The sequence below is a fragment of the Cupriavidus sp. 10L43_2 genome, assembly GCF_056395265.1.
Window position 1 is genome coordinate 1 of the sequence record NZ_JBFTJE010000024.1, and the last position, 22722, is coordinate 22722.

The following is a 22722-nucleotide window of genomic DNA, read 5'->3' on the forward strand; positions in this document are numbered from 1 at the left end:
GTTGCGGTCCTGCTGGAACCGCAACCGGCCCGCCTCTCCTCAGGGCCTCGGCTCGACAATGGCGATCGCCACGTTGCCGTTGCCGGTGGGGAATGGGCTGCCCGGCACCGCGGTCAAGGCACCGCTCGTCCCGTTAATCGCGTAGCCGTAGACCGATCCATTGAGCGCCGGCGCGTACAGAAACTTCCCGTTCGGCGTCACGCGCAGCCTTTGGGTGCCTATCCCGGCAGCAACATTCACCGGAGCCGTTGTCGGCATGCCTGTTGTGGCATCGATCTGAAGAGACGAAATATTGTTGCTGCCGCTGTTGGCCACGTAGGCAAACTGGCCGGAAGGTGCCATCGCGATATCGGTCGGCGCCGAACCCACTGCAAACGCGTTGGTACCGACAATGAGGCCAGAACCGGCAGCCAGTGCATGAACGCCGACGGTGCCGCTGCCCATGTTAGGGGTATAGAGAAACGCCCCGTTCGGCGAAAGCACAGCCGCATTCGGTCCGATGCCTCCGGAAGGCGTGTCAGCAAAAAATCCGATATAAAGATCGCCCCGCAACGTCGTGACCGCATCCGCACTCGTGCCGGCCACGTAGATCCACTGTTCGTCGGGTGAAATCGCGATAGCCGTCCCCGCCTGCGTTGCGGATCCCACCTTGATGTTGCTAGTCCAGCCACGCGGCATACCACTGGCGGCATCCACGTCGTACCGAAATGTCCAGCCAGAATCCAAGCCTACGTAGAACGACTGCCCAGAGGGCGACACGGCGATGGTTCTAACTCCCGCGATTGGACTCGGTATCGCGGCAGCTGGCACGGCTTCCAAAACGCCGGATGCCGGGTCCAGCGCAAATGGCATCAATCTGTCTGTGTCTCGCATCAGCGCGTACGCTACCCGTCCCGACGGCAAAAAGGCGAGATCGGCGATCTGCCCCGTGGCCGCAAACGGACTACCTTGCACCGCGGCGAGCGCGCCGCTGATCGGGTCGATCCGGTAGACAGATAAGGTGCGGTCTGTGCTGTTGGCCACCACGGCAAACTGCGCCTGCACACAGGTGATCGCAATGTTGGTCACGCTGGCCGCCGCGAGCGTGCCGCTGCCATTGCCCACCGTGCAGGTCTGCCCGGCGGGTTGGCCGGCCACGGTGACGTTGTAGGCCGTGCCGACAGCGCGCGAAGCCGGCATCGCGAAACTGCCGTTGGCATTGACGACCTGGGTGTCGCCATTGGTGTCGGCCAGTTGCAGGCTCTTGCCCGCAGCCAGGCCCGACACGGTGCCGCCCACGGTGTAGATCGTCGGTGCAGCGCCTCGCGACAGCGCCGCATTGGCGCACAGCCGTCCGCCAGCCGGGGCGTCGGCGCAGGCCGTCAGCACGCCGGCTGCGGCGGCGACGGCCGAGACAGGGCTCGCCACCTGGGCGCTGTGGCCGTCGGCGGCTGGGGTGGCCACGAAGCTGGCGCCATCCGTTGTCCACGCCCAGTTGGTGAGATCCCCTGCCCCGTCCACGCCGTCCGAGCGGCGCACGGCGACGGTCACGGTCTGCGCGGCGCCGCCGGCCGTCACGACCAGACTCGCCGGGGTCAGCACAAGGGTGTACGACTTGGCGGGCGCGGCCTGCACCACCAGATGGGTGATGCTGCTGATGCGGCTGCCATCGGCCAGCGTCGCCGTGGCCGTGATGTTGGCCGCGCCGGCGGCCAGGGTCTGGATCGTGGCGTAGGTGCCGACCGGCCCCATGACCGATGCCGAGGCGGCTGGCGCCTTGTCCGAGGCGCTCGCCACGGTGGCCACGGCCGGATCGGAAGACGTCCAGGCGAAGCTCGCGCCCTTCACCTCGGTGCCGTCGGCGGCCAGCAGCGTCGCCTTGAGCGTCAGCGTGCCACCCGCCACCGGCGCGGCGCTGCCGGTGTCGACCACCAGGCGCGCTGCCGCGGGCGTGACGGTCGGGCTTTCGGGGGGATCATCGGAGCCGCAGGCGGCGAGCAAGGCCGCGGCGAGCAAGGCAAGGCCGGCAGCGCGCGCGCCGGCAATAGCGTGTGAGAACATGGCCCCAACCCGTATCTATATAGAGAGGGCCGCCCAAGCCTTGAGCCGGCGGCCACTTGCGCCCTCAACGGGGCAGCTTGCGCGCGACTCTATCAGCGCCGGCGATATGCCACATCCCCCAATCGGGGGGTGGCTGGTGCGAGCGCATCGAATACCCACCACGGCCCTCGTGGACAACACGCGAGCGGCCTGCTAGTGTCCTCGGCAATCCCAACCTTCCAGCGATCCCAATGCGTGAATCCCTGACGAGGCAGAAAAAGGCCCCTGATCCTCATGCCACGGAACCCGGCTCCGCCGAGCGATCGGCGACGCCGGTGGCGGCGGGCGGCCGGCAGGCGCTGGTCGACCGCTCGCCCCGGCAGTTGCATCAGCGCCAGGCGCTCGCGTCGCTGACTGCCGCCGGCACGTCTCCGGTCCTGCAAGGCAAGTTCGTCTACAAGAAGGATGAGGAATTGCGCGACATCAGCAGCCGGGCCGCCGCAGGGAAGCTCGCCAGGGAACTCTATGGCGACGAGGCCACGCCCAGTCAGATCGCCGCCTTGGTTGCGCTCGCCACCAAGGGCGACCATGGCACGCTGAACACGCATGAACTCCTCGACAAGCTCGACGACCCCCGCCTGGAACGGTTCGCGCTGAAACAGATTGGCCGCCGCCTGCATACCACCCGGAACGTGGACGCGTCTTATCCGGAAGCGCGCTCGCGGACCCATCGGCATCTGGCGCAAGAAGAGCAGGAGGCGAAGACCAAAGCGGAAAACAAGAAGAAGCGCAAGCGTAGCGACGACGACTCGGATACAGAGGCCGTGGAGGCCGATCCGGTGGGCGATTTCTCGTACGTCGACCTCCATTCGATCCTTGCAGCGGCCACCCAGGGCATGGATCCCGAACAGGCCAAGCAGGCCGCCCAGGCCGCGGTGGACAATTTCGAGCGCATGAAGCTCCATGTCGATGTCCGGATGGACGCCGACATCCAATTGATGGTGCAGCATGCCCTGCAATATCAGGCGTTCAATCATCCGCAACTGAAGGGGCGCCGGAAGCAGGGCCCGACCGACGAGGAGGCCGGGCAAAACCGGTTCCGCCAGTTCGAGCTGGAAAAGTCCAAGGCCATGCTGGTGCACGACGCCAGCCACGGCTTCGGCAGGACCCTGCCCCCCAAGCCCACCGAACCGGACCAGCCCGAGCTGGCGTTCTCCGCACTGATGGATGTCAACCGGCCGCTGCCCCAGAGCACCCTCGACGGTGCCACCTACAAGGCCGTTTTCCTCTGCACCAAGCAGATCCTAGAACTCGCCTATCGGGCCCTGCCGGAAAACAAGGCGCCCTCCCCGGAGAATTTCTTCACCCAGCGGCTGCACCTGAACAACGCCTTCGCCCAGCAGATGACCCAGATGGACGGCACGCATCTGACGACGCCGGACGAGGCAACCACCTACGTGCAGAACACGCTCGGCTTCCCGAAGTTCAGCACCCGCGGCGAGGAGTCGGACGATGACCAGTCCGATGCAGAAGACTATGGGACGCACAGCGACGCCAGCGTCATGGACGTCGATGAGAACATCTTCCAGAACAAGCCGAGGATGGACTTGTTCACGGTCAGTCTGGCCACGCTTTCCAAGGTGGCTTCGCAGAAGCAGCTGATCGACGAAATGGACTCGGCGCGCCCGGCGCGCCCCGGCCGTAAAACCGCCGAGGAGCGCGACCGCAAGCATACGAAGCGCCGCAAGCTGCTGAAGCGGCGCGTCGAATGGGCGAACCAGCAGCACGGTACGGACTTCCACGTCACGCGGCTGGAGTCCGACTACCTGAAGCGCAAGAAAGCCCTGATCGACAAGATGGAGACTGGTCTGGAGATGGAACTCGACAAGACCGTGGACACAGACGAGCGCCAGGCGCTGGAGGACAAGCTCACGATGCTGTCCGACCTGCAGGTGAATCTCGACCAGTTCTACACCGACACCTCGGTCAAGTCGCTGCGCGAGAAGCGCACGGCAAGCAAGCGCTGGAAGGCCACGAAGGCCCACAAGCCGATCTTCGGGCCCGTGGGCAGCGAGAAATCGCTCACGGCCTACCTGGACGACTAGAAGCAGACGCCGGGCGCCAGCGGTGGCGCCCTGTCACAGCCCCCGCTTTCCGCGTCGCCGCTGGTGGTGGAAGATCCGCCGGTAGGCCTCCGGATAGGTCTCCGGGGAGACCAGCACCAGCGTCCGCACGGCCGTTTTCTGGTCCTCCCGCAGCCCGTTCCAGGCGATATGCATCGCATTCGGCGCCTTGCCGTTCAGGTCCGCCGCCAGCGCCTGCATGCCCTTGTAGTATCCGGCGTTGCGGGGCATGTCCGTGAGCAGGTGCACGTTCTTCGCGCCGGCCGTCTCGGCCAGAATCCGATAGATGATGGTCGACTGGGCCCCCGTGGTGTCTCGCATCTCGTTGTTGACCCGGTCCACATACTCGGGCTTCTGGGTGGGCGCGAAATCAAGGTCGCCCAGAGGCGCGTCGGGGGTTTCCGCCGCGCGTTCCGCCCCGGGCACATAGGTCACGATGAAGTTCTTGTTGCCCTTCATGAGCGCCAGGTTTTCGCCCGATGCCGCCATGCGCAGTTCGTCCACCCGGGCGTCGGCACCATGGACGGTGTTGTTCGAGCCGAGTCCGGTGTAGATCTGGCCCAGGTGCGGCTTTTTCTTGCGAAGGTCGTCGAAGCGCTTCGCCGCATCGGGCGAATTGTTGAACAGGATAATTTCCCACCAGGGCTCGGGATGCGCCTTCTTGAACTGGCTGATGGCCTTGGCGACCGCACCCTCCAGCTTGCCGCTGTATTCGGCCTCCAGCCGCGTCTTCTCATCCTTTTTGCGCTGCTTCGCATTCGGCCCCGTGATCAGGTTGGTTGCCGCCGTGATCTTCTCGTCGGCCTGGTGTCCCTTCATTTCGATTTCCACCCGCAGCGGCTTGCCACTGGCCGTGAAGTAAGACTGCGCGACGCCAAGCGTGCCGTCGAGGAAGCCCCTCAATGTCAGGAATGCGCTGTCGGCACTGGCGGTGCGCTGGATGCCGGTCAGCTGGGCAGCGGTCAGGTCCTCGATATGCGTGTTGTCGCCAACCAGTGCGTGGTGCACCAATTTTTGCGCGTCAGAGAGCTGTTCCTTGATGTTGCCTTCGTGGCTGAGGATCGGCACATCGTCCTGCGACAGGAAGACATCGCACTCGATACCGTCCAGCGACGGTGCCGTGGGGGTGCGCGTGGTCTGGGCATAGGCCGCGTCGAACGCCGACTTCGAGTTTTCCGCGGGGTTGCCGGTGCGGCGCAGATCGGTCTGGCGGATCAGCCCGCCGCGCGTGCGGTTGGTGGGACCATGGCCGCGATGCGCGACGATGCTGACGCCGGGGCGCTCGGCCATTCTCAGGCGCAGCTTGCGCAGTTCAAGCTGGACATCGTCCGAGCTGTGCTGGTTCTCGAGCCAGAAATCGAGCGGCCCGAGCAAACTGTATGCCTCGTAGTCCTGCGGCGTGAGGGCGGTGTCCGGCTTCACGGCCTCCTGGAGTGCGCTGACGCTGTCGCGGTGAATGCCGTCATCGGCCGGCATGGTCGCCTCGGTGAGGCCGAGATCGGTATCGACGGTCACCAGGAAGGTCTTCAGCCCCGTCACCACCGGGTCGATATGGGGCACCGCCCGGTTCTGGTAGAGCGCGCCGGCAAGGCGGTTCAGCTTGCGGAAACGCTGGAACTTGAGCGAGGCATCGAGCGGCGCCTCGGGATGGCCCTCCGCCTGCTTGCCGGCCTTCTTTGTCGCATGCTCGACGTCGCCATACGCGTCTGGCTTTCGCTGGATAGCCCCGTGCGCGGCCGCCACGCCAGACCGGGGCGCTGCCGTGCCCTGCCCCCCTGCCAGCGCCAGGCTGCCCATCCGGTCAGCCTCCCGCTCGAGAGCTTCGTCATCATTGACGGGAATTCCCGCCTTGAGCTGGCGTGTGGGCTGCACGCGGCCTTGCGCCTGTTGCACGACGTGCCACGCCTCGTGGGGCAAGTGATGCGCCTGACCGGCCGCCAGATGAATGTCGTGGCCCTGGGCATAAGCCAATGCCTGCGCGCGCGCCGGCGCTGGCGAGTTGTAATGAACCTTCACGTGGTCCATTGACATGCCCGAGAGCGCTTCGATCCCCGACTTCAGCTGTGCCGGCAGGCCATCGGACCGCGCATCGGCCATCGCCTGCCGGTCCCGCAGCGCGTTAGCGCGCTCGCCATGGCTGGCGAGGTCCTGGGCCTGCCGCTGGACGGGCGCCTGCAGGCGCCCGTCGTGCATGGCGTCGTGGGCGTTCTCAGGCTCCCGTCGCGCGCGCGGCGATGCGTGGCTGGCTTCGGGGCGATGGGGCTTTTCCACTTTCAGGCGCATGGCAGGTCCGTCTTCTTCCGTCTACTTGAGGGTGGATCCAATACTAGTCAATCGAATGTCACGCGACGATGTCACATGAAGTGGTCGGAGGCGCCAGGGACTAAGCGCCCCGCTATCGCGGCGCGATACGGGATTAAACGCCGCTTACATCTCGATTAAACAAGAAGAAATCGCTCGTTGTTTTACGCGTTTTTTCCGCAGGATGCGCAGCGGGTACGCGATCTATAGTACTGTCCGATACGCGTCGGCCCCCAGGTTCCATCCTGTACGAGGCCGGCCAAAATCCCGGCTGACGGCGCCGCAACCATGCGTCCAATGCAAAGGCATTGCCGGAGAGCTGTTGAGTCTTTTCGGGAATTCGGACGAATGATGAGTGGTTCATTGCCTGTGCCGGCATCGCACTTCGACGATTTGCGTGCCGTCTCTTACCATCGGGGCAGCCATACCGCGCTTGACCCCGCCGCCCGCGCGGCCCTGGCCCAGACATTGCACGACGACCTTGCGCAACGCCTCTCGTTCGCGCTGATCCAGATCGACACGGCCACCCAGGGAGCCGCCGCCGCTGCCGCAAGCACGAGCAGCGACCCGCGCGACGCGGCGCTGCGCCACGGCCGCCAACTCGTCAAGGACGCACTGCGCACCACGCGCGACGTGATTGCCGGCCTGCTCGATGCGGCCACGCCGGCAGCCCCGGAGCCCCCATGCGCGTTTCCGGTGCAATGCGCGCGGATCGTAGAGGCCGCGCGGCAGCAGAGCCGGCAGGGTATCCATATCGATGTCGATGCGGCGCCGCTGCCCGCCGATCCGCCAGCGGCGGTGGCACGTGTGCTGTTGCGCGCGATACGCGAGCTGCTCGCCAACGCCGGCAAGCATGCGTCGGGGGCGCGCGTGGCGCTGGCCCTGCGCGGGGTCGATGGCGCCATCGACATTACGATCGCCGATGACGGCCCCGGCTTCGACGCCGCCCTGCTCCACCAGCCCGCGCGCGGCCACTGCGGCTTGCGCGGGCTGCCGGGCGCGCTGCGCCAGGTCGGGGCGGAACTCGCTCTCGAGACTGCGCCAGGCCGGGGCGTGCGCGCGCGCGTCCGCTGGCCGGGCGCGGGCGCGCCATGACCATCCGCATCGTGGTCGCCGACGACCACGCGATGATCCGCGAGGGCCTGATCGCACTGCTGCAGCGTGAAGCCGACATGGAAGTGCTGGCCCAGGCCCGCAACGGCATCGAGTTGCTTCACCTGGTGCGCTCGGTCCGGCCGGACGTGGCGATCCTCGACATCGGCATGCCGATCATGAACGGCATGGAGGCCATCCGCCGGCTGGCCGCCGAGTCCATGCCGTGCAAGATGCTGTGCCTGTCCGTCAACAACCAGCACCAGGAAGTCATCGCGGCGCTCGACGCCGGCGCATCGGGCTATGTGCTGAAGGAAAACTCCTACGACGAACTGGCCCGCGCCGTGCGCCGCGTGATGGCTAACCAGGTCTACCTGAGCGGCGAGCTGATCGGCGGCGTGCTCCACGCCGCGCGCAGCCCCGCCGCCGTGGAGGTGCCGCTGCGGCTGCCGCAGCTGACCGCGCGCGAGCGCCAGATCGCGCAGCTGTTTGCCGAGGGGCACAGCACCAAGTCGATCGCCCGCCTGCTGTTTCTCAGCGACAAAACCATCGCCAGCCATCGCGAGAACACCTTCCGCAAGCTCGGCATCCGCAGCATCGCCGAGCTGACGCGCTACGCGATGCGCGAGGGCCTGAGCCAGTAGCAAGCGCTTCGCCATGGCTCAGGGCCTCTGCACTTTGGGCTTGAGCAGCGGCACCAGCAGCGCGACGATCACCACCGCCAGTACCGCGAAAAGCAGCTGGTTGCTGAAGTTCGCGGAAGCGAGGTCGGGATCGCAGCGCAACAGCAGCCCGCCGATCACCAGCGGCACAATGCCCGCCACCACGACATAAAGCTGGTACGGCCGGCCCAGCGCGCGCATACGGCACGAGAGGAGCAACGCGGCCAACGACACGGCCGCGATGCCGAGCAGCAGCCAGAACGCCGCGCGCAGCGCCCAGCGCCAGTCGCAGACCAGATTGCACAGCGCGCCCTCGCGCGTCTCGCCCGCCAGGATGGTGCCACGCAAGGTGGTTTCCACCAGGTGGGTGAACGTGGCATCGGCCACCGGCTGCGGCCACAGCGCCACCCCGCCGAAGTTGTCGTTGAAGTAAGCCATGTCGTCGCTCATCTGCTGCGCCTGGCTGCTGCCCACCGACACCAGCGGCAGGATGCGCCGCATCAGGATTGCCCGGTTGGTGCCGGCCAGCGCCGGCGTGCTCTCCACGGCCTCGCGCAGCGTCTTCTTGCTCAGCGTGGTCGGCTCCGGCAGCGCCACCAGGTAACGCACGGTGACATTGGTGTGGGATCGATAGCCACCCGCGCCCACGGCGATGCGACCATCCCGGAACGGCGGATCCTCGGCGCGCACCAGATAGTCGAGCAGCCCGTCGAAGGTCCAGGTAGCAGAGGGAGGGTCAGCCGGCGGCGCCGGCGGCGGAGGCGCCCTGCCCCGTGCGGCGGGCGTGGGCGGATTGGACGGCTTGGGCGCCGTAGCAGTGGCCGGCTCGTCGCCGTGGCGCAGCGCAGGCACGAGGTCCGCCGCCTGGACCATCAGGTTCAGCGTGTAGTGGCGGTGGCGCTGGCGCATCTCGGCAATCAGCGCGTGCACCAGACGGTTGCGGAAGTCGTCGAACGCGGCGTAGCGCGCATCGCCGGGCAACGGCGGTTGGTCGAGGAACAGCGTGATGCCGTCGCCGACATGGCTCTCGCCAGCCAGCCCGGGAACGCGGTCCTCCCAGCGGGTGTCCAGCCGCCGGAGCGGCGTGTCGATCAGCCGCAGCGCCTGCCGTGCGGCCTCCTCGGCCACGCGCCGCCGCTGCGTCTCGGGCAGGCGCAGCAGAAACTGCCAGTCCTTGCGATAGAGCGTCACGTCCAGCTTGCTGCCATAACGGTGGATCGCACGCAGGAAGTCGATCTGCGCCGCATCGGGCGCGAGGGGCGTGACGTTGCCGTCCTCGTCGAACGGCTGCGCATAGCCGACCAGCCGGTCATAGAGCCCGAAGTCGGTCTTTGGCCCGGTCTTCGGATCGCTCCAGTTCGGCACCATGCCATAGACCTTGCCGGTGGACTCGGACACGAAGCAGTTGCAGCCGGTGCCTGACCAGCCCGGTGCCACGGCCTTGGCGGCATCGTGGCTGGTCATGGCCTGCTCGACCAGCCAGGCGCGCACGCGCGGCGGCAGCAGCGTAGCCGGCAGGTCCTGCCACTTGACCGGCGTCTCGGCCAGTTGGGGCGGCGTCTTCGGCGGCGGGCCCTGCCATGCCGTGAGGCAGCGCTCGCGCCACTGCGCGGCACCGGGGGCGGCCTTGCCGGTATCGAGCGCGACCTTGGCGGTCAGCTCCGCCGCGTAGGTGCAGACACGCGCATCGAGGGCCGCGGTGAACAGCGCGCGCGTCGGGTATTCCACATTGACCAACGGCTGCAACAGTGTGGCCAGTTGGCTGGCGCCGGCCTCGCTCAGTTCGTCGAGGCCATCGGGGTCTGGCGCCGGTGGTGCCGGGGGCGCCGGGGGCGTCGATGGGCCCGCCCCCTCGCCTTCGGCCTCGCCCTCCGGCGCCGGCGGTGCCGCGGGCGGGGCGATCTTGCCGAGCACAGCCTCGGTCAGCAGCCACGTATCGATCAGCGTGCGCCCTCGCAGCGGGGTTTGCGTGGCCGCGATCGGCACGGTCTGGATCGGCGGATCGGCGGCGGGCGTGGAAGCCGGCCGTGCCGGCGACGGCGCGCGCGGCCCGACCACGTTCAGCGCAAAGCGCTGGCGCACGCCTTGTCCCCAGCGGTCGCGCAGTTCGACCAGGAAGGTGTGCCGGCCGCGTCTCGCCGTGGCACCCTGCACGTTACCGGCCGCATCGAGCGCCAGGCCCTCCGGCAAGCCGTTGTCAGCCGCGCGGAACACGTAGGGCGGCTCGCCACCCGTGGCGCGGAAGCGGTACGTATACGGCAGGTTCTCTACCGCCGCCGGCAGCGTGGTCACAGCCGTCTTTTCGAACGACAGCGGGTCGGCATCGGCAATGCACTGATCGGGCACGGGCTGGCCCGGCGCCACCGCGCACGACAGCGCAGCCGGCGCCGAGGCGACCACCGTCACCACCGCCAGCGGCGCACCGGCCGGCGCGGACGCCGGCACCGCCACGGCAGCCGAAGCCGGCACGGAAGCCGGGGCAGGCGGGGCCACCCCGGCCGATGCCTGCCCCGGCGTTGCCGCCGGGGCAGGCCAGAGCAACCCGAGCCCGGCCGCGAATAGCGCCGCCGCAAGACCCCGCCGCGCTGGCCTCATGGTGTCCTCCCTTCCTTGCGCAGCTCGCGCGCGATGCCGTGCAACAGATGCCCGGCCCCAATCTGCACCGCGCCCTCCCGATGGGCCTGCAAGGCGGCGAAGCGCAGCACGTTGACCATGGCCCCGCCAGACAGCTCATGCCGCTCGGCCAGCTCCGGCAAATCGATATCGGCCGCAAGCCGCCCCGGCTCGCGGATCAGGCTGCGCCACAGCCGCAGCCGCTGGGTTGCATCAGGCATCGGGAAATAGATCATCGACTGAAAGCGGCGCGAGAAGGCCTCGTCGAGGTTCCCGCGCAAATTGGTGGCCAGGATCACTGTGCCCGGGAAGTCCTCCACGCGCTGGAGCAGGTAGGCCACTTCCTGGTTCGCGTGGCGGTCGTTGCTGCTCTGCGTGGCAGAGCGCTTGCCGAACAGCGCGTCCGCCTCGTCGAAGAACAGCACCCAGCGCCGGCTCTGCGCCTGGTCGAACACGCGCGCAAGGTTCTTCTCGGTTTCGCCGATGTACTTGGAGACCACCATCGACAGGTCGATCCGGTACACGTCCACGCCCGCGTCCTGCCCCAGCAGCGTGGCGGTCAGCGTCTTGCCGGTGCCGGGTGGGCCGTAGAACAGGCAGCGGTAGCCGGGTTTGACGGTCCTGGCAAGGCCCCAGGTCTCCATCAGGGCCGGGCCGTCGCGCAGCCAGGTGCGCACGATCTCGATCTCGTCCATCACGTCCGGCGCGAGCACGAGGTCGTCCCACGCCAGCGCCGTGGCGATGCGCCGCGCCGGAAACTGCGCGTTGTAGTCGGGTTTGTGCCAGACGCCGGTCTGCAGGCGCTGGAGCGTCTCGGCGCTGACGCGCAGCGCGCCGCTCAACTGCGGTTCGCCACCGATCTCCCCATCGAGCTGCAGCAGGCCTGCTTGCGCAAACGCATGATCGGGGTCGAACAGGGCCAGCGCGGCGATCCGGGCGGCCAGGTCCTCGCCAGCCAGCAGGAAGATGGCCGTTTCCCCGCTCGGCAGGAAGCCGCCGTGGTGCTGCGCCCGACTGCCGCCGAATTCAGTGAAGCCCCGGTCGAAATCGCGGTTCTTGACGAAAAACAGGTCGAGCGCAGAGGGCCGCAGGTGCGGTGCCAGCGCCAGCGCCAGCACCAGCCGCTCGTGGGCCGCGAGCCCGTGCTGCGTCACGATGACGGACAACGCGCTGCCGGCGGGCAGCGCGGGCGGCGGCGGCACGTCCGGCGCCACCTCGGTCGCGTCGCCATGCGCTGCGGGAGACGCCCCGGCCGGCTGCGCGAAATGCTGCCGGAAGCGGGCATCGAGCGCGGCGACAAGCCAGTCCAGTTCGCGCCGCAACGCCTCGGCGTGCAGGGCAATGTCCACCTCAGCGCCAGTCGACATACAGCGCCTCCTGCATCCAGGGCAGCTTGATGGTGGCGTACGACCACGGCAGGCGGTCCAGCAGCATGTCGAACGGCGCAGGCCGTACCACCAGGCGCCAGTGCGTGCCGGCGGCGGCTTCCTCGCGCACCAACCGGCCTTCGCGGCGCAGGAACGTCTCGCGCAGGCCATCCGGGGAGGTCTGGCCGATCGTCTTCCAGTGGGCGATCACCGCGCCCAGCAGGCTGTCGAGTACCGCGCGCGTCTCCGTGTCGAGCCAGGTCGGGCCTTCCGCAGGCGCGGACAGCGGCTCGCCGAGCGGCATGCCGCAAAGCAGCTTCGGCAGGATGCACTCGGGCTCGCTGGCGTCGTCGTGACCGTGCGCCAGCCACGCCAGACAGCGCACCGCCTTCGATGCCGCCCGCGCATCGCGCAGGCGCGGACCGTCGAGCAGGTCCAGCATGCGGAACAGTTGCTGGCTATAGTTGGCCAGCAACACGAGCCCGGCATCGGACACGTAATGCGTGCCCGTTGCGATGGCGGCTTCCAGCGCGGCGAGTTCGGCCAGCACGGCGGCTTCGGGGCGCGCCGGCGCCGGAGGGGTTGGGCGGTCGGCCACGGGTGAATTCCTTGTCGATGGCGGAAGCGGCCAGTCCAGTGGCTGGCGGGCTTCCCATTGCTCGGTTTCGGTGGGTGCAGCGTGCAAGGCACGGATGGCGCCTGCAGGCAGGGCTGGCGCCGGCAAGGACGCCGGGGCTGCATGCCCACGCCGCCACCAGCGCCCCAGCCGACCCCACTGCCCCAGCTTCGCCAGCTTCACCGGCGGCGCAAGCGGGGGCGTGGCTTCGGGCGCCTCCGGCCTGGCACTGGCCTGCGCCACACGCCGCAGCCACTGGCCAAGCGCCCCTGCGCCGTGGCCCTGCTCGCGATACAGGTACAAGGCATGGCGCCGCGCGAGCGATGCCGCCGTGATCGGCCGCTGCTCCACCAGCACATGGTGTGCGAGAAAGCGCCAGTGGCTGCGCGCCCGCGCCGCTGCCGAGAGGTCGGGACCCAGCAGCGCCGCGGTCTGCGCCAACGCGGCGCTGGCCTCGCGCAACGTGCCAAGCTCGCGCGGGAACAGCACGCCCAACAGCGCCCAGCGCTGTGTGGGCCGCGTCACCGCAATCCAGTCGGCACACAGCGCGGGATCGGCCAACCAGCTCGTCGCCTGCCGCCGCACCATCCAGTCCCGCCGCGCGGCGGGACGCTGCGGCAAGGCGAGCAGATGGGCAATCCGCAGTGTGCGGGAAGCGATGCGGTGAATCGCGTCCCAGTCGAGCCGGCCGGCCAACGCACGAGGCGTCTGTGGCGCATACGTCGCCGGCCTTGCCGTCGATCCCTGCATGGCCTRGACAGCCTGAGGGCCTGGAACGGCCTGGATGGGCGCCGATGAAACCGCTGCAGCCGCTGAAGCCACTGAAGCCGCCGGGCGGCGCGACGGGCGATGGTCAGGCTGCCATGCCCGCAGCGCGCGCTGCCACAGCCGTTCCCAGCCACGCTGGTCGGTCGGTGCGCGCTCGCCCAGCGCCAGTTGCCGCAGGCTGTACGCCGCGAGCCACGCTTGCAGCGCCGAGACGCCCCCGGGTCGCGCGGCGCGGCCCACGCCGGCCGGGCGGGCCAGCGCGGCCAGCGCAAACTGCCGCAGCGACTCGGCCCAGTGCACGCCGAGGCTCGCGCCGCGCGCCGCGTCGTCGCGCGGTGCGAGCGCCCGCAGCACACGGCCAGTCAGCGGCGCGCCGTGCCGCGCCAGCCACTGTTCGGCCTGCCCGTCCCGCAGCACCAGCCCACGCAGCCGGGCCCGCAGCACGTCGGGTTCGCGTCGATACAGATCCTGCAGCAGCACCTCCAGCGCCGCGCCGTGCAGTGGCACGCTACCGTCCAGTGCGGTGCCAAGCCGTTCCAGCGCGGCATCCAGCGGTCGCCGCGCGTGCTCGGGCGCGCCCCCCGGCATGCCTGGGGCGAGGCGCGCAGGCACCGGGGCCAGCATCGCGCCGGGAGCCACGGTGTCGATGACGCCAGCAAACAGCAGGGGGGCGAGCGCGGCATCGTTGGCGCGGCCCGGTGGTTGCCGGCGTGCGGGCCGCCACGCGCCCAGTCCGCCCTGCCCCAGTTGCCGCGCCAGCGCGGCGCCAAGCTCGCGCCGCAAGCGCTGGATGCCATCTGCGCCAAGGTGCCCGGCGTGCCGGTCCCACAGCGTGCGGAACGCCGCCACCCGCCACGCCTGCTGCAGCTGCTGCACTTGATAGGCGCTGAGGCGACCGCGCGCCTGGAGCGGCGCGAGGATCTGCGCGTCCAGCATGTCGAGGCTCTCGGCCAGTTCCCGATGGCGAATCGCCACCAGCGCCTGCAACCCCTGGTACGGCGTGATCTGGCTCAGGCGCGCGAGCACGTAGTCCGCGGGGCGCAGCGCGCGCAGCAACGACCACAGGCGCGGCCCCGTGCGCCGTGCCAGCGTGGCCAGCCACGCCGACAACCCACGCCCCGCCATCGCACTGCGAGACCACGGCAGGTGTCCGTGGCGCAGATAGAAGAGGAAGTGCTCCAGCCGCTGGTGGTCCGCCGGCCTTGGCGCCATGCCGGCCAGCGCGGCGGCGTCCGCACGCATGCTCCCTCCGCGCTGGCCGTGACGCGCGTTATGCAGTGTGTGATGCAGCGCGTCGGCCAGTTGGCGCTCGAGAATGGCTGACCACTGGCCGAAGCTGCCATCCGCTGGCATCGGGCCGGTGTCGATTTCGAGCCGCTCAATTTGCCACACCTCGCCCGGCACGGAGAGGCGCGAAAACACACGGGCAATCGTCGCCCGCCCGGGCCCGTTCAGGAACGCGCTGAGGCGGGCCTGATGGGCGCGCGCTGCCTCGCGGTCGTCGGAGCCCAGCGCGTGCCAGGTCAGCGTCTCGATCGCATGCGCCTGCCTCATGGCGGGTCTCCCGCCAGGGCGGCCAGCCGCCGCCGCAGCCGCGCGGCGCAGGCGTCGAGCTGCGCCACGGCGGCGCTGTCGCGGGCGTGGGCCATGCGGGCGTCCAGCCATGCCGCGAACTCCCGCTCGAAGGCGGCCAGCGCGGTGGTGTCGAGCCAATGGACGTCCGGCTTGACATGCGCCGGACAGCCAAGCCCGATGGTCTCCGTTGCGAGATCGCGAAAGCTCCGGTCCGCGCCGCGTGCGGTCCATCCCGGCAGCACCACGCTGATCCGGTGGGCGTAGAAGGTTTCGGGCACGTCCGGCTGGCCGCCACCCTGCCCCAGCGGGCGCAGCAGGATGTGTTCGACCAGATGAAGACCTTCCGCCTCGCGCTGCACGCGGCAGGCCAGCTCATGCAGGTAGAGCGCGGGTGCCAGCACGCCGCCGGGTCCGTCGCGCACCGGCAGCGGCCACCAATGGCCCGCTTCGTCCGGCCCCAACCACAGTTCCGGCCCCGATGCCCCTTCCACGCGGTGATAACGCCCGGCATGAACTGCGCAGCGGAACAGTGCTGCCGGCAGCGCCTGCGGCGCCAGTTGCGGGAAGTGAAAAGCCAGCCGTTCATGCACCTGGCGCTCGGCCAGGTCTTCCTCGTAATGCGCGACAAGCCGCGCGCGTGCCGGCGGGTACATCACCAGCAGCTCGGGGTGGTCGGGCGCGCCCGCCTGGGGTGTCGGGCGGGTGGCGGGGGCGATGGGCGGCTGGGCGACGTGCGGCGGGCGTTCGTCGAGGGCCAGCCCGTGGCGCGCCAGCACGCCCGCGAGGCGCCGGCTGTGCGTCTCGGCGAAGCCGAGCAGCAGCCCCACGCGCTCCTGCAGCGGCGCGGTATTGCCCCGCCGCCCCAGTGAGGGGCGGCTGTAGTCGAAGCCGCCGGCGCGGTCCCGCGTATGGCGCACGATCCGCTGAACGAAGCGCCGCTTGCAAGTCAGCAGATGGGCCTGCCAGGCGGCGCTATCGTAGTACACGCCGAATCGCTGGATGCTGTGCTGGTCGCACGATTCGCCGTGCAGCGCCAGCATCAGGTCCAGCACGCGACTGCGTCGCTCGGGTGCGTCGTCTTCCTGGCCGAGCGCCGCCTGCACGGCCGCCGGCGTGTCGGCCGGCACCCCGGCCAGGCCGGGGATGTGCGTGGCGTCCAGCGGCGTCCACCAGTAGCTGTCGGCCGACGCGCGTGCCACGCTGAACAGTGCCCGCAGGTGCTGGGTCTGCGCGCTGCCGTGCGCCAGCCATTGTTCGAGCAGGGCAAGATAGGCGCCGAACTGGGCCTGCCGTGCCGGGTCGGCCTTCGGCGCGAGGTGAGCCTCCCGATAGAGCGATGGCAAGTGGTGCCAGCTCGACAGGTAGGGGGCATCGGGCAGGTAGTGTCCGGTGGGCCGCCGCAGCAACTGGCCTGCATACGGCGCCGTACGTGGCGCTGTCAGGGCGACGCGCGCAGCCTGCCGAGCATCGGCCAGCCGTACCAGCAGGGCATGGGTATCCAGATGGAGCCGGCTGCCGCGCCGGCTGACTTCCCAGCGTGCCAGCGCATCGGCATCTTCCGGCCAGCGCAATTGCAGCGCCCAGTCCGGGCCCTGCCACGGCAGGCTGTCGCCGGCCTCGTCATGGGTAACGTCCGTGGCCGGGGCGTCAAGTGGCACGAGCCGTAGCGTGCTGATGTCAGCCACGCCGTCGATCTCGCGGAGTGCGCGTGCGAGGTCGCTGAAGTAAAGCCGGTTGGCCGGATCGTGCCGAAGGTCTTCCGTGGCCATCCAGCCGCACTGCACGGCGGGGCCGTCGAACAGTTCGTCGGTGGGCAGCACGCGGCCCTGGGCGTCGCGCTGGGCGAGGCGGGCCTGCACTGGCTGGCGCGGCGGCGCGGCACCGACGATGTCGGCACAGCGGCGCACCAGTTCGACGAGGATGTCGCCAAGCTCGCGCGGGCCTTCCACGCTGAGACGGATCTCCAGCGCGCACCAGCGCGGGCGCAGGATGCCGGGTGCGCCATCGAGATCCTCGGCCAGGTTGCGCTGGGCCAGGTAGGCGCGCACGGTGTCGCGCGCGGCGGCCTCGCCGTCGCCATCAGCCACGCGCAGCGCCATCTGCCATCGCCCGTCCGCTGCGGGCATGCGCAGGCGCAACTGGCGTACCGCCGGCACGCGGTCCAGCAGGTAGCGCAGCCAGTCGGCTTCGGTGGTCGGCCGGCACGGCAACGCTTCCTCCGCGCCGTGGAGCGCGTGGCGGCGGTAATGGATGCGGCCATCGGGCGCGGTCAGCAGGTCGGCCACGTCGGCGTCCGCGGCGAATACGCCTTCGGTCATCGCGTAGCACAGCGACTCGAGCAGCGTGACGCCGGGGTCGTGGAGGTTGTAGTCGGTCCAGAGCTGGCCGCTGGCCGCCTGCGAGAGCGCAATGCCCCGCGCGCGCAGGTCGGGATAGCTGAACGGCGCGTCGCCGTACAGCCGTGCGATAGCGGCCGTACCGAGCGCGTCGGCATCCACTGCGCCGGGTGGCAACACGGTGCCGCGTGGCGGCGGATCGGTGGAAGCGCCCGGACCCGACATCGGCCCGGTCATGGGTGCGGGGTTGGTTCGGCTCACGGCTGGCCTCCGCTCATGTGCGGATCGAACCAGAGCTGGGTCAGCTGCGCCTGGATCTGCACGTCCGGCCCGAAATCGCAGCCGGTGCGGATCTGCAACCGGTACGTGGCATTGCGCCCGCTGGTGCCGGTCCAGCGCAATTCGAGCTTGTCGCAGCGGCGGCTGTAGTAGCCGTGCGTGCAGCGGATGCCGCGCTTGCGGTTCAGGAAGTCGAACAGTCCAAGCGTGGGGTTGTAGGTGTTGACGGCGATGGCGTGGACCATCCCGAAGCGGCCCTTGCCGCGCAGCCCCGCGCCGGCCATGACCTCGAACGCCTGACAGCCCTCCAGGTCGTCGGTCAGGTCTTGCCACGTGCCGTCGGCGCGCAGCGGGGTCGCATGCGTGCGCCCGAACGCGCCCTGGCGCCCCCGGCTGCGCACCGCTCCGGCCACGTCCAGCGTGGCCGCAGGCTGCTCCGTGCCGATGCCGATACGCCGCGCCTGGTCCAGGCACAGCAGCGCCGGCCCCACCTCGCCCTCCTCCTTGCCCTCCCCTTCACCGGCACCGGCCGCGCGGCCCTGCACCAGCAGCGCGTCGCGCTCACCGCCGAAGCCGATGCGCCAAGCGGGCCGCTCGGGGTCCTGGTCGCGAAAGAAGCTGATCAACGCATCGTGACCAACCGGCGAATAGACCTCGAAACCATGTTCCACCGTCTTGCGGAAGCCCTCGTCGCTCATGTTGAGCATCGAGTCGATCAGATCGGCGAAATGGTCCTCGTCAGGCAGCGCGCCTTCGCGGAAATAGCGTTTGAGGGATTCTCGGTTCCTACTGGTCATCTCGCTCCTGCGCGGAAGACGTCGGCAGCGAACGGCCCACGATGAAGGTATTGCCCACCTCGAGCCGGGCGATGCCGGTGCGCTGCGGCACCAGCGGGCCGACCTCGTCGCGCAACTCGATCAGGTGACGCCGCGTGGGCAGCAGCAGGCTCCACGGCTGCGCCGGGCGCAGCGTGCGCGCCTCGCCGTGGGTCACGTGCGTGGCGGTGTCGCGCAGCGCGTTGAACTGGCTGTCGTTGCGCACGATATGGAGCATCGAYACACGGCCCACGGCGGCCACGCCGGGCTGGCCGCGCAGGAACGCTTCCACGGCCTCCGCGCGCACGCTCCAGTCGAACTCCGCGCCGAGCCCATCCGCATGCCACGGCGACAGGTATTCGACGATCGCCCGGTTCAATTGGCGCACCGCCGCGCCGGGGTGGGCGTCGGCGCGCAGCTGCACGATGCAGCGCAGCTGCGCGCGCTCGTAGGCAGCGTTGCGCACCCGCACGGCCGCGCCGGGCGGCGCACACGACTGAAGGTGGCGCTGCATGGCGTCGAGCACGGCGGCGTCGAAGCGCGGGGCTTCGGTGCTGCGAAACAGGTCGCCCGAATGCGGATGCGGCACCACCACAACCAGCACCTGCCCGGGATGGTTGGCAAGGTGGCGATGGCGCGTACTGCGGTTGGCCGCCGTGTCGTCGTCGATCGTTACCTCGTGGTGGGGGAAGCACTTGGCCTTCCACACCGCCGGGAAGGCATCGAGCACCAGCCGCTCGTAGTCCCAACGCGTGACCGCGCGCGCCTTGTGGCGCAACCGCTCGGCACCGCGCTGGCGCACCGCCTCAGGGCGATCGGCGGCGCGCCAGCCCTCGGACGGGCCGACCTGCACCACCGCGCCGAGACCCGGCACGCTGCGCTCGGGGCGGTCGATGCTGCCCGGCGGCAAGGCTACCTGCACCGCGTCCGGGGCGATGCCGGCATCGGCCGGGGCACAGCGCGTGGCGTGCACGGCGTGGGCGTGCACGCCATGGAGACCCGCCAGCCGCAGGAAGCCCCAATCGGCACTGAGCCGCAGCCAGTACGCCTGGCCGGCGGGACGCGACACAGCGAGGCAGTCCGTCGCCATGCCGGCCGGCAGGTTGAGCCGGACGATGCCCGGGCGCAGCATGCCCTGCGTGCCGTCGCTGACCAGCGCGTGCGCCGGCAGCGGCTGCCAGCCACCGTCCCGCCACGCCGCCCAATGCAAGGCTGGCTCGGCATCGGCCCAGCGCCCGGCCGCTGCCTCCCTGCGCAGGTGGAAGAACAGGCTCAGCGCCCCCTGTGGATTGCCGCCGGACAGGCCGATGTAGAGATTGCCGTCATGGGGGAAGCGCGGCAGCAGCGCGGGCGGCTGGCCGCCAGCTCGCGCCATCGGCGAAACGCCGAACGGATGCAGGTGATAGGCCGCCTGCACCAGCCCATCGACATGGCCGCCGTTCGGCTCCCCGACGAGGTCGATGTCCTGGCTGGCCTGGTAGCGCAGGGACAGGCTTTCCAGCACCGGCGTGTAGGGTTCGCGCGGGAGCGGGCCGGCGCGCTTGCGCCGCGCATTGCGGGTGAGCGCTGCGCCGAGGAGCGCCGGATAGGCCGCGTGGCCAAACGCGCCGGCGGGCTGGCTCAGATCGAATCGGAAGAAACCGGCGCGCGTGCCGAGGCCATACTGGAACGGCTGGCCCGGGGCGACCGGTGCGGCCGCGCGCTGGAACCGGCGCAGCACCGTGCTCGGGAACACCAGCCGGTGGCCGGGCACCAGGCGCTCGCCGCGGCCATCGCCGTCGTGCGTGCTGAACAGCGACAGCACCGCAGTATCCGCACCGCGCCATTGCCCATCGGTCAGCACCTGCGCGCCGACACCGAAGTCACTGGCCGACCAGTCGCCGGGATAGCCTGCGTAATGCTCGGGAAAGCCGCCCGGCGCGGTGGGCAGGCCCGACCATTTCAGGTCGACCTGCAGCGCCTGTAGCGGCTTGCAGGCCAACTCGGCGCTGCCCAGGACCAGATGGCTGCCGACGGCAGGCGTCGGGCCGAACGGCAGGAACGGTTTGGAGGGGTCGAGGCGCCCAAGCTGGTTGTAAAGCACCACGTCGCGCATGTCCTGCACGCTCACGCTGAGGCGCATATCGTGGACCGCGTACTGCGCCAGCAGGCCGTGCGCAAAGAGCCGGCTCTGCGTGCGCAGCATGCACTGGAGCACGGCTTGCGCCGGCCACGGTGCGCCATGGCTGGCGGGCTGGCACGGCACCACCGGGGGCTGCTCGGGGCCGAGCCGCAGCGTCAGTTCGATGGCCCCGCCGGCATGGTCGCCGCTGCCGGGCCGCCGGCGTGTGAAGACCGTGTCGATGCGCAGCCAACCCGTGGGCACGCTCAACTGGACGTGCCAGACATCGGCGAACACCCGCTCGAAGATCAGCGCGCGGTCCGGCAGCGCGCCGGCCTGCGCGGCGTCGCGCGGTGGGTGGATCAGGATCAGCGGATCGTCGATCTCCACGCGGCGCCCCGCGCGTGACGGATCGAGCCTGGCGGCGTGCGCGCGCAGTGCGGTGAGATCGGCGGCGCGCAGGTCTTCCTCGCCTGCCACGAGCCAGGCCGCGAACAGCCGTCCCAGCCGTTCCGCGAACCGCTCGGCATCGGCGCAGGCCAGGCAGGCCGCGAGCAGGTAGGCCAGTTGCACGTCGGACCCGAAATCCGGCGAGCGCGCCCAGGCTTCCTGGGCCAGCGTGGCGGGCTCGGACGATTCAGCGGGCACTGGGGCCGGCGTTGCGCGTGGACGTGGGCGTGGCGGAAACTGCTGGCGCTCCCGCGCCGCGTAGCGCTGGAACAGATCGGCGAGCCAGTCGACGGTGCGCGCCGCGTGCGCGGTGCGCAATGCGCGTTGCAGCGCCGGATCGTCGCTGGCCGGATGCGACAGCTGCAGCCGGACGCGGATCTCGCGCTGGCCCTCGCGCAGCCGCAGCAGCGGGGAGGCAATGGCGAAGCCGAGCCGCGCGTCGTGCGCCTGCGCGGCCGAGTCGCGCACGGCGCCCCCCAGCAGCGGCCACCACGGCGCACGTTCGGCATACGCGGCCTCGGGCGGCAGGAGCGGCAGCGTTTCGACCTGGATGCGCGTGGGATAGTCGAATTCCCGCTCAGGCGAAATGCTCGGGTCGCGCGCCACACGCAGGCTGCACAGCATGGCGACCGCGGTATCGGTCACCGTCAGCGCGGTATCGGCGGCGAAAGCCAGCGCGCGGCCCTGCGCGTCCTTGCCGCCCAGGAAGCGCGTACCGGCGTCGATATCGACCGGCCCGGCATAACGCGGCGCACGGCCCAGCAGCAGGTGCACCGATTCGGGCACCGCCGGGCGCGGGGACAGGCGCAGCACGTCGCGGTAGTAGAAATCGATCAGCCGGTCCGGAAAGCGGTTCAACGGCGCGCGGCTGTACTGGAACAGCTGGAGCGCCGTCAAAAGCAGGCCCATTGCGGGCTCGTGCCGGCCGGTGGCAAGGCTGGGCCCGAGCCGCGCGCGTGCCAGTGGCTGCAGCCGCGCGATGGCCAACCGCATGGCCAGCCAGCCACGGCGCAGCCATTGCCGCCGCGCGGCGGCATCGTCTTCGGGCAACGTGCCGGCCAGGGGGGCGTCGGCGTGGGCGCCATGCCCGGCCGGCATCGCCCAGGCCGGGTGCAGCGTGCCGCCGCCGTGGCCGAAGGCGTCGATGCCGGTGCGCAGCACGCTCGCCAGTCCCTGGGAGATCTGTGCGTAGAGCGCCTCGCGTAGCGCATCGCCCATGCCGTTGCCGTCGGCCACGGGCGGCTGGTCCCCCACGCCGTGAGCGATCACGCCCTGCCCGCCGAGCCACCAGCACCAGCCGTCGTAGGCGCGCACCAGCTGCCAGATGCGCGCCCACAGCGCGCCCTCGCCTTCGCTGTCCAGCGCGGCCAGGAAATCCCGTTCCAGACGCTCAAGCGGGAACGATGCCAGCTCGGCCAGCAGGATGGATTCGTCCTGGCGCAGCACGGTATCCCAGTTGGCGTCGCCGCCCGCCCCGAAGCGCAACCCGCGCGCCTGCGCCAGGGTGAGACGCAGGCGGTCCGCCAGACCGAACTCGTCCGGCAGCAGGTGGTGCGATGCGAGCGCATCGGCCAGGCGGTCCTCCTGACGCGTACCGTTTGACAT

The 22722-nt window shown here is 70.0% G+C and carries 11 protein-coding genes; 3 read left to right on the forward strand and 8 right to left on the reverse strand.

What is annotated here, in order from left to right; all coding sequences use genetic code 11:
- Positions 1-39: 39 nt before the first annotated feature.
- Positions 40-2040 carry a lactonase family protein gene (locus tag AC1DEL_RS25125; RefSeq protein WP_477125934.1) on the reverse strand — a complete coding sequence of 667 codons (2001 nt, stop codon included), beginning with the start codon at positions 2038-2040 and terminating at the stop codon, positions 40-42.
- Positions 2041-2270: 230 nt separating this feature from the next.
- On the opposite strand from AC1DEL_RS25125, the gene AC1DEL_RS25130 reads away from it, so the two are divergent.
- Entirely contained in the window at positions 2271-4124 is a 1854-nt protein-coding gene (locus tag AC1DEL_RS25130; protein WP_477145038.1) for a hypothetical protein, read from the forward strand.
- A 33-nt stretch (positions 4125-4157) separates the two neighbouring features.
- On the opposite strand, the gene AC1DEL_RS25135 is transcribed toward AC1DEL_RS25130, so the two are convergent.
- Entirely contained in the window at positions 4158-6425 is a 2268-nt protein-coding gene (locus tag AC1DEL_RS25135; protein ID WP_477125936.1) for an eCIS core domain-containing protein, read from the reverse strand.
- Between the two features lie 366 nt (positions 6426-6791).
- On the opposite strand from AC1DEL_RS25135, the gene AC1DEL_RS25140 reads away from it, so the two are divergent.
- The gene (locus tag AC1DEL_RS25140; protein WP_177219950.1) at positions 6792-7538 is read left to right on the forward strand and encodes a sensor histidine kinase; all 747 of its coding nucleotides are present in this window, start codon (positions 6792-6794) and stop codon (positions 7536-7538) included.
- Positions 7535-8179 (forward strand): response regulator, encoded by a 645-nt coding sequence (locus AC1DEL_RS25145; protein WP_441593103.1) that lies wholly within the window; start codon positions 7535-7537, stop codon positions 8177-8179. Before AC1DEL_RS25140 ends, AC1DEL_RS25145 begins: the two co-directional genes overlap by 4 nt.
- Positions 8180-8197: 18 nt before the next feature.
- Here the strand turns inward: AC1DEL_RS25145 and AC1DEL_RS25150 are convergent, their stop codons facing one another.
- The 6 genes from AC1DEL_RS25150 to AC1DEL_RS25175 are packed head-to-tail and all read right to left on the reverse strand — an operon-like array spanning position 8198 to position 22722.
- The gene (locus tag AC1DEL_RS25150; protein WP_477125937.1) at positions 8198-10792 is read right to left on the reverse strand and encodes a putative Ig domain-containing protein; all 2595 of its coding nucleotides are present in this window, start codon (positions 10790-10792) and stop codon (positions 8198-8200) included.
- A complete protein-coding gene (locus AC1DEL_RS25155; protein WP_092296304.1) occupies positions 10789-12177 on the reverse strand; it encodes an ATP-binding protein in 1389 nt (462 codons plus the stop codon). The genes AC1DEL_RS25150 and AC1DEL_RS25155 overlap by 4 nt, the downstream gene beginning before the upstream one ends.
- Positions 12161-15115 carry a contractile injection system tape measure protein gene (locus tag AC1DEL_RS25160; RefSeq protein WP_477159211.1) on the reverse strand — a complete coding sequence of 985 codons (2955 nt, stop codon included), beginning with the start codon at positions 15113-15115 and terminating at the stop codon, positions 12161-12163. Before AC1DEL_RS25160 ends, AC1DEL_RS25155 begins: the two co-directional genes overlap by 17 nt.
- Positions 15112-17733: a hypothetical protein gene (locus tag AC1DEL_RS25165; protein ID WP_477125939.1), complete on the reverse strand. Its 2622-nt coding sequence runs from the start codon at positions 17731-17733 to the stop codon at positions 15112-15114. The genes AC1DEL_RS25160 and AC1DEL_RS25165 overlap by 4 nt, the downstream gene beginning before the upstream one ends.
- On the reverse strand, positions 17730-18548 hold the full coding sequence (locus AC1DEL_RS25170) for a hypothetical protein (protein WP_092296313.1): 819 nt from the start codon (positions 18546-18548) through the stop codon (positions 17730-17732). Before AC1DEL_RS25170 ends, AC1DEL_RS25165 begins: the two co-directional genes overlap by 4 nt.
- Positions 18538-22722 carry a hypothetical protein gene (locus tag AC1DEL_RS25175; protein WP_477125940.1) on the reverse strand — a complete coding sequence of 1395 codons (4185 nt, stop codon included), beginning with the start codon at positions 22720-22722 and terminating at the stop codon, positions 18538-18540. The genes AC1DEL_RS25170 and AC1DEL_RS25175 overlap by 11 nt, the downstream gene beginning before the upstream one ends.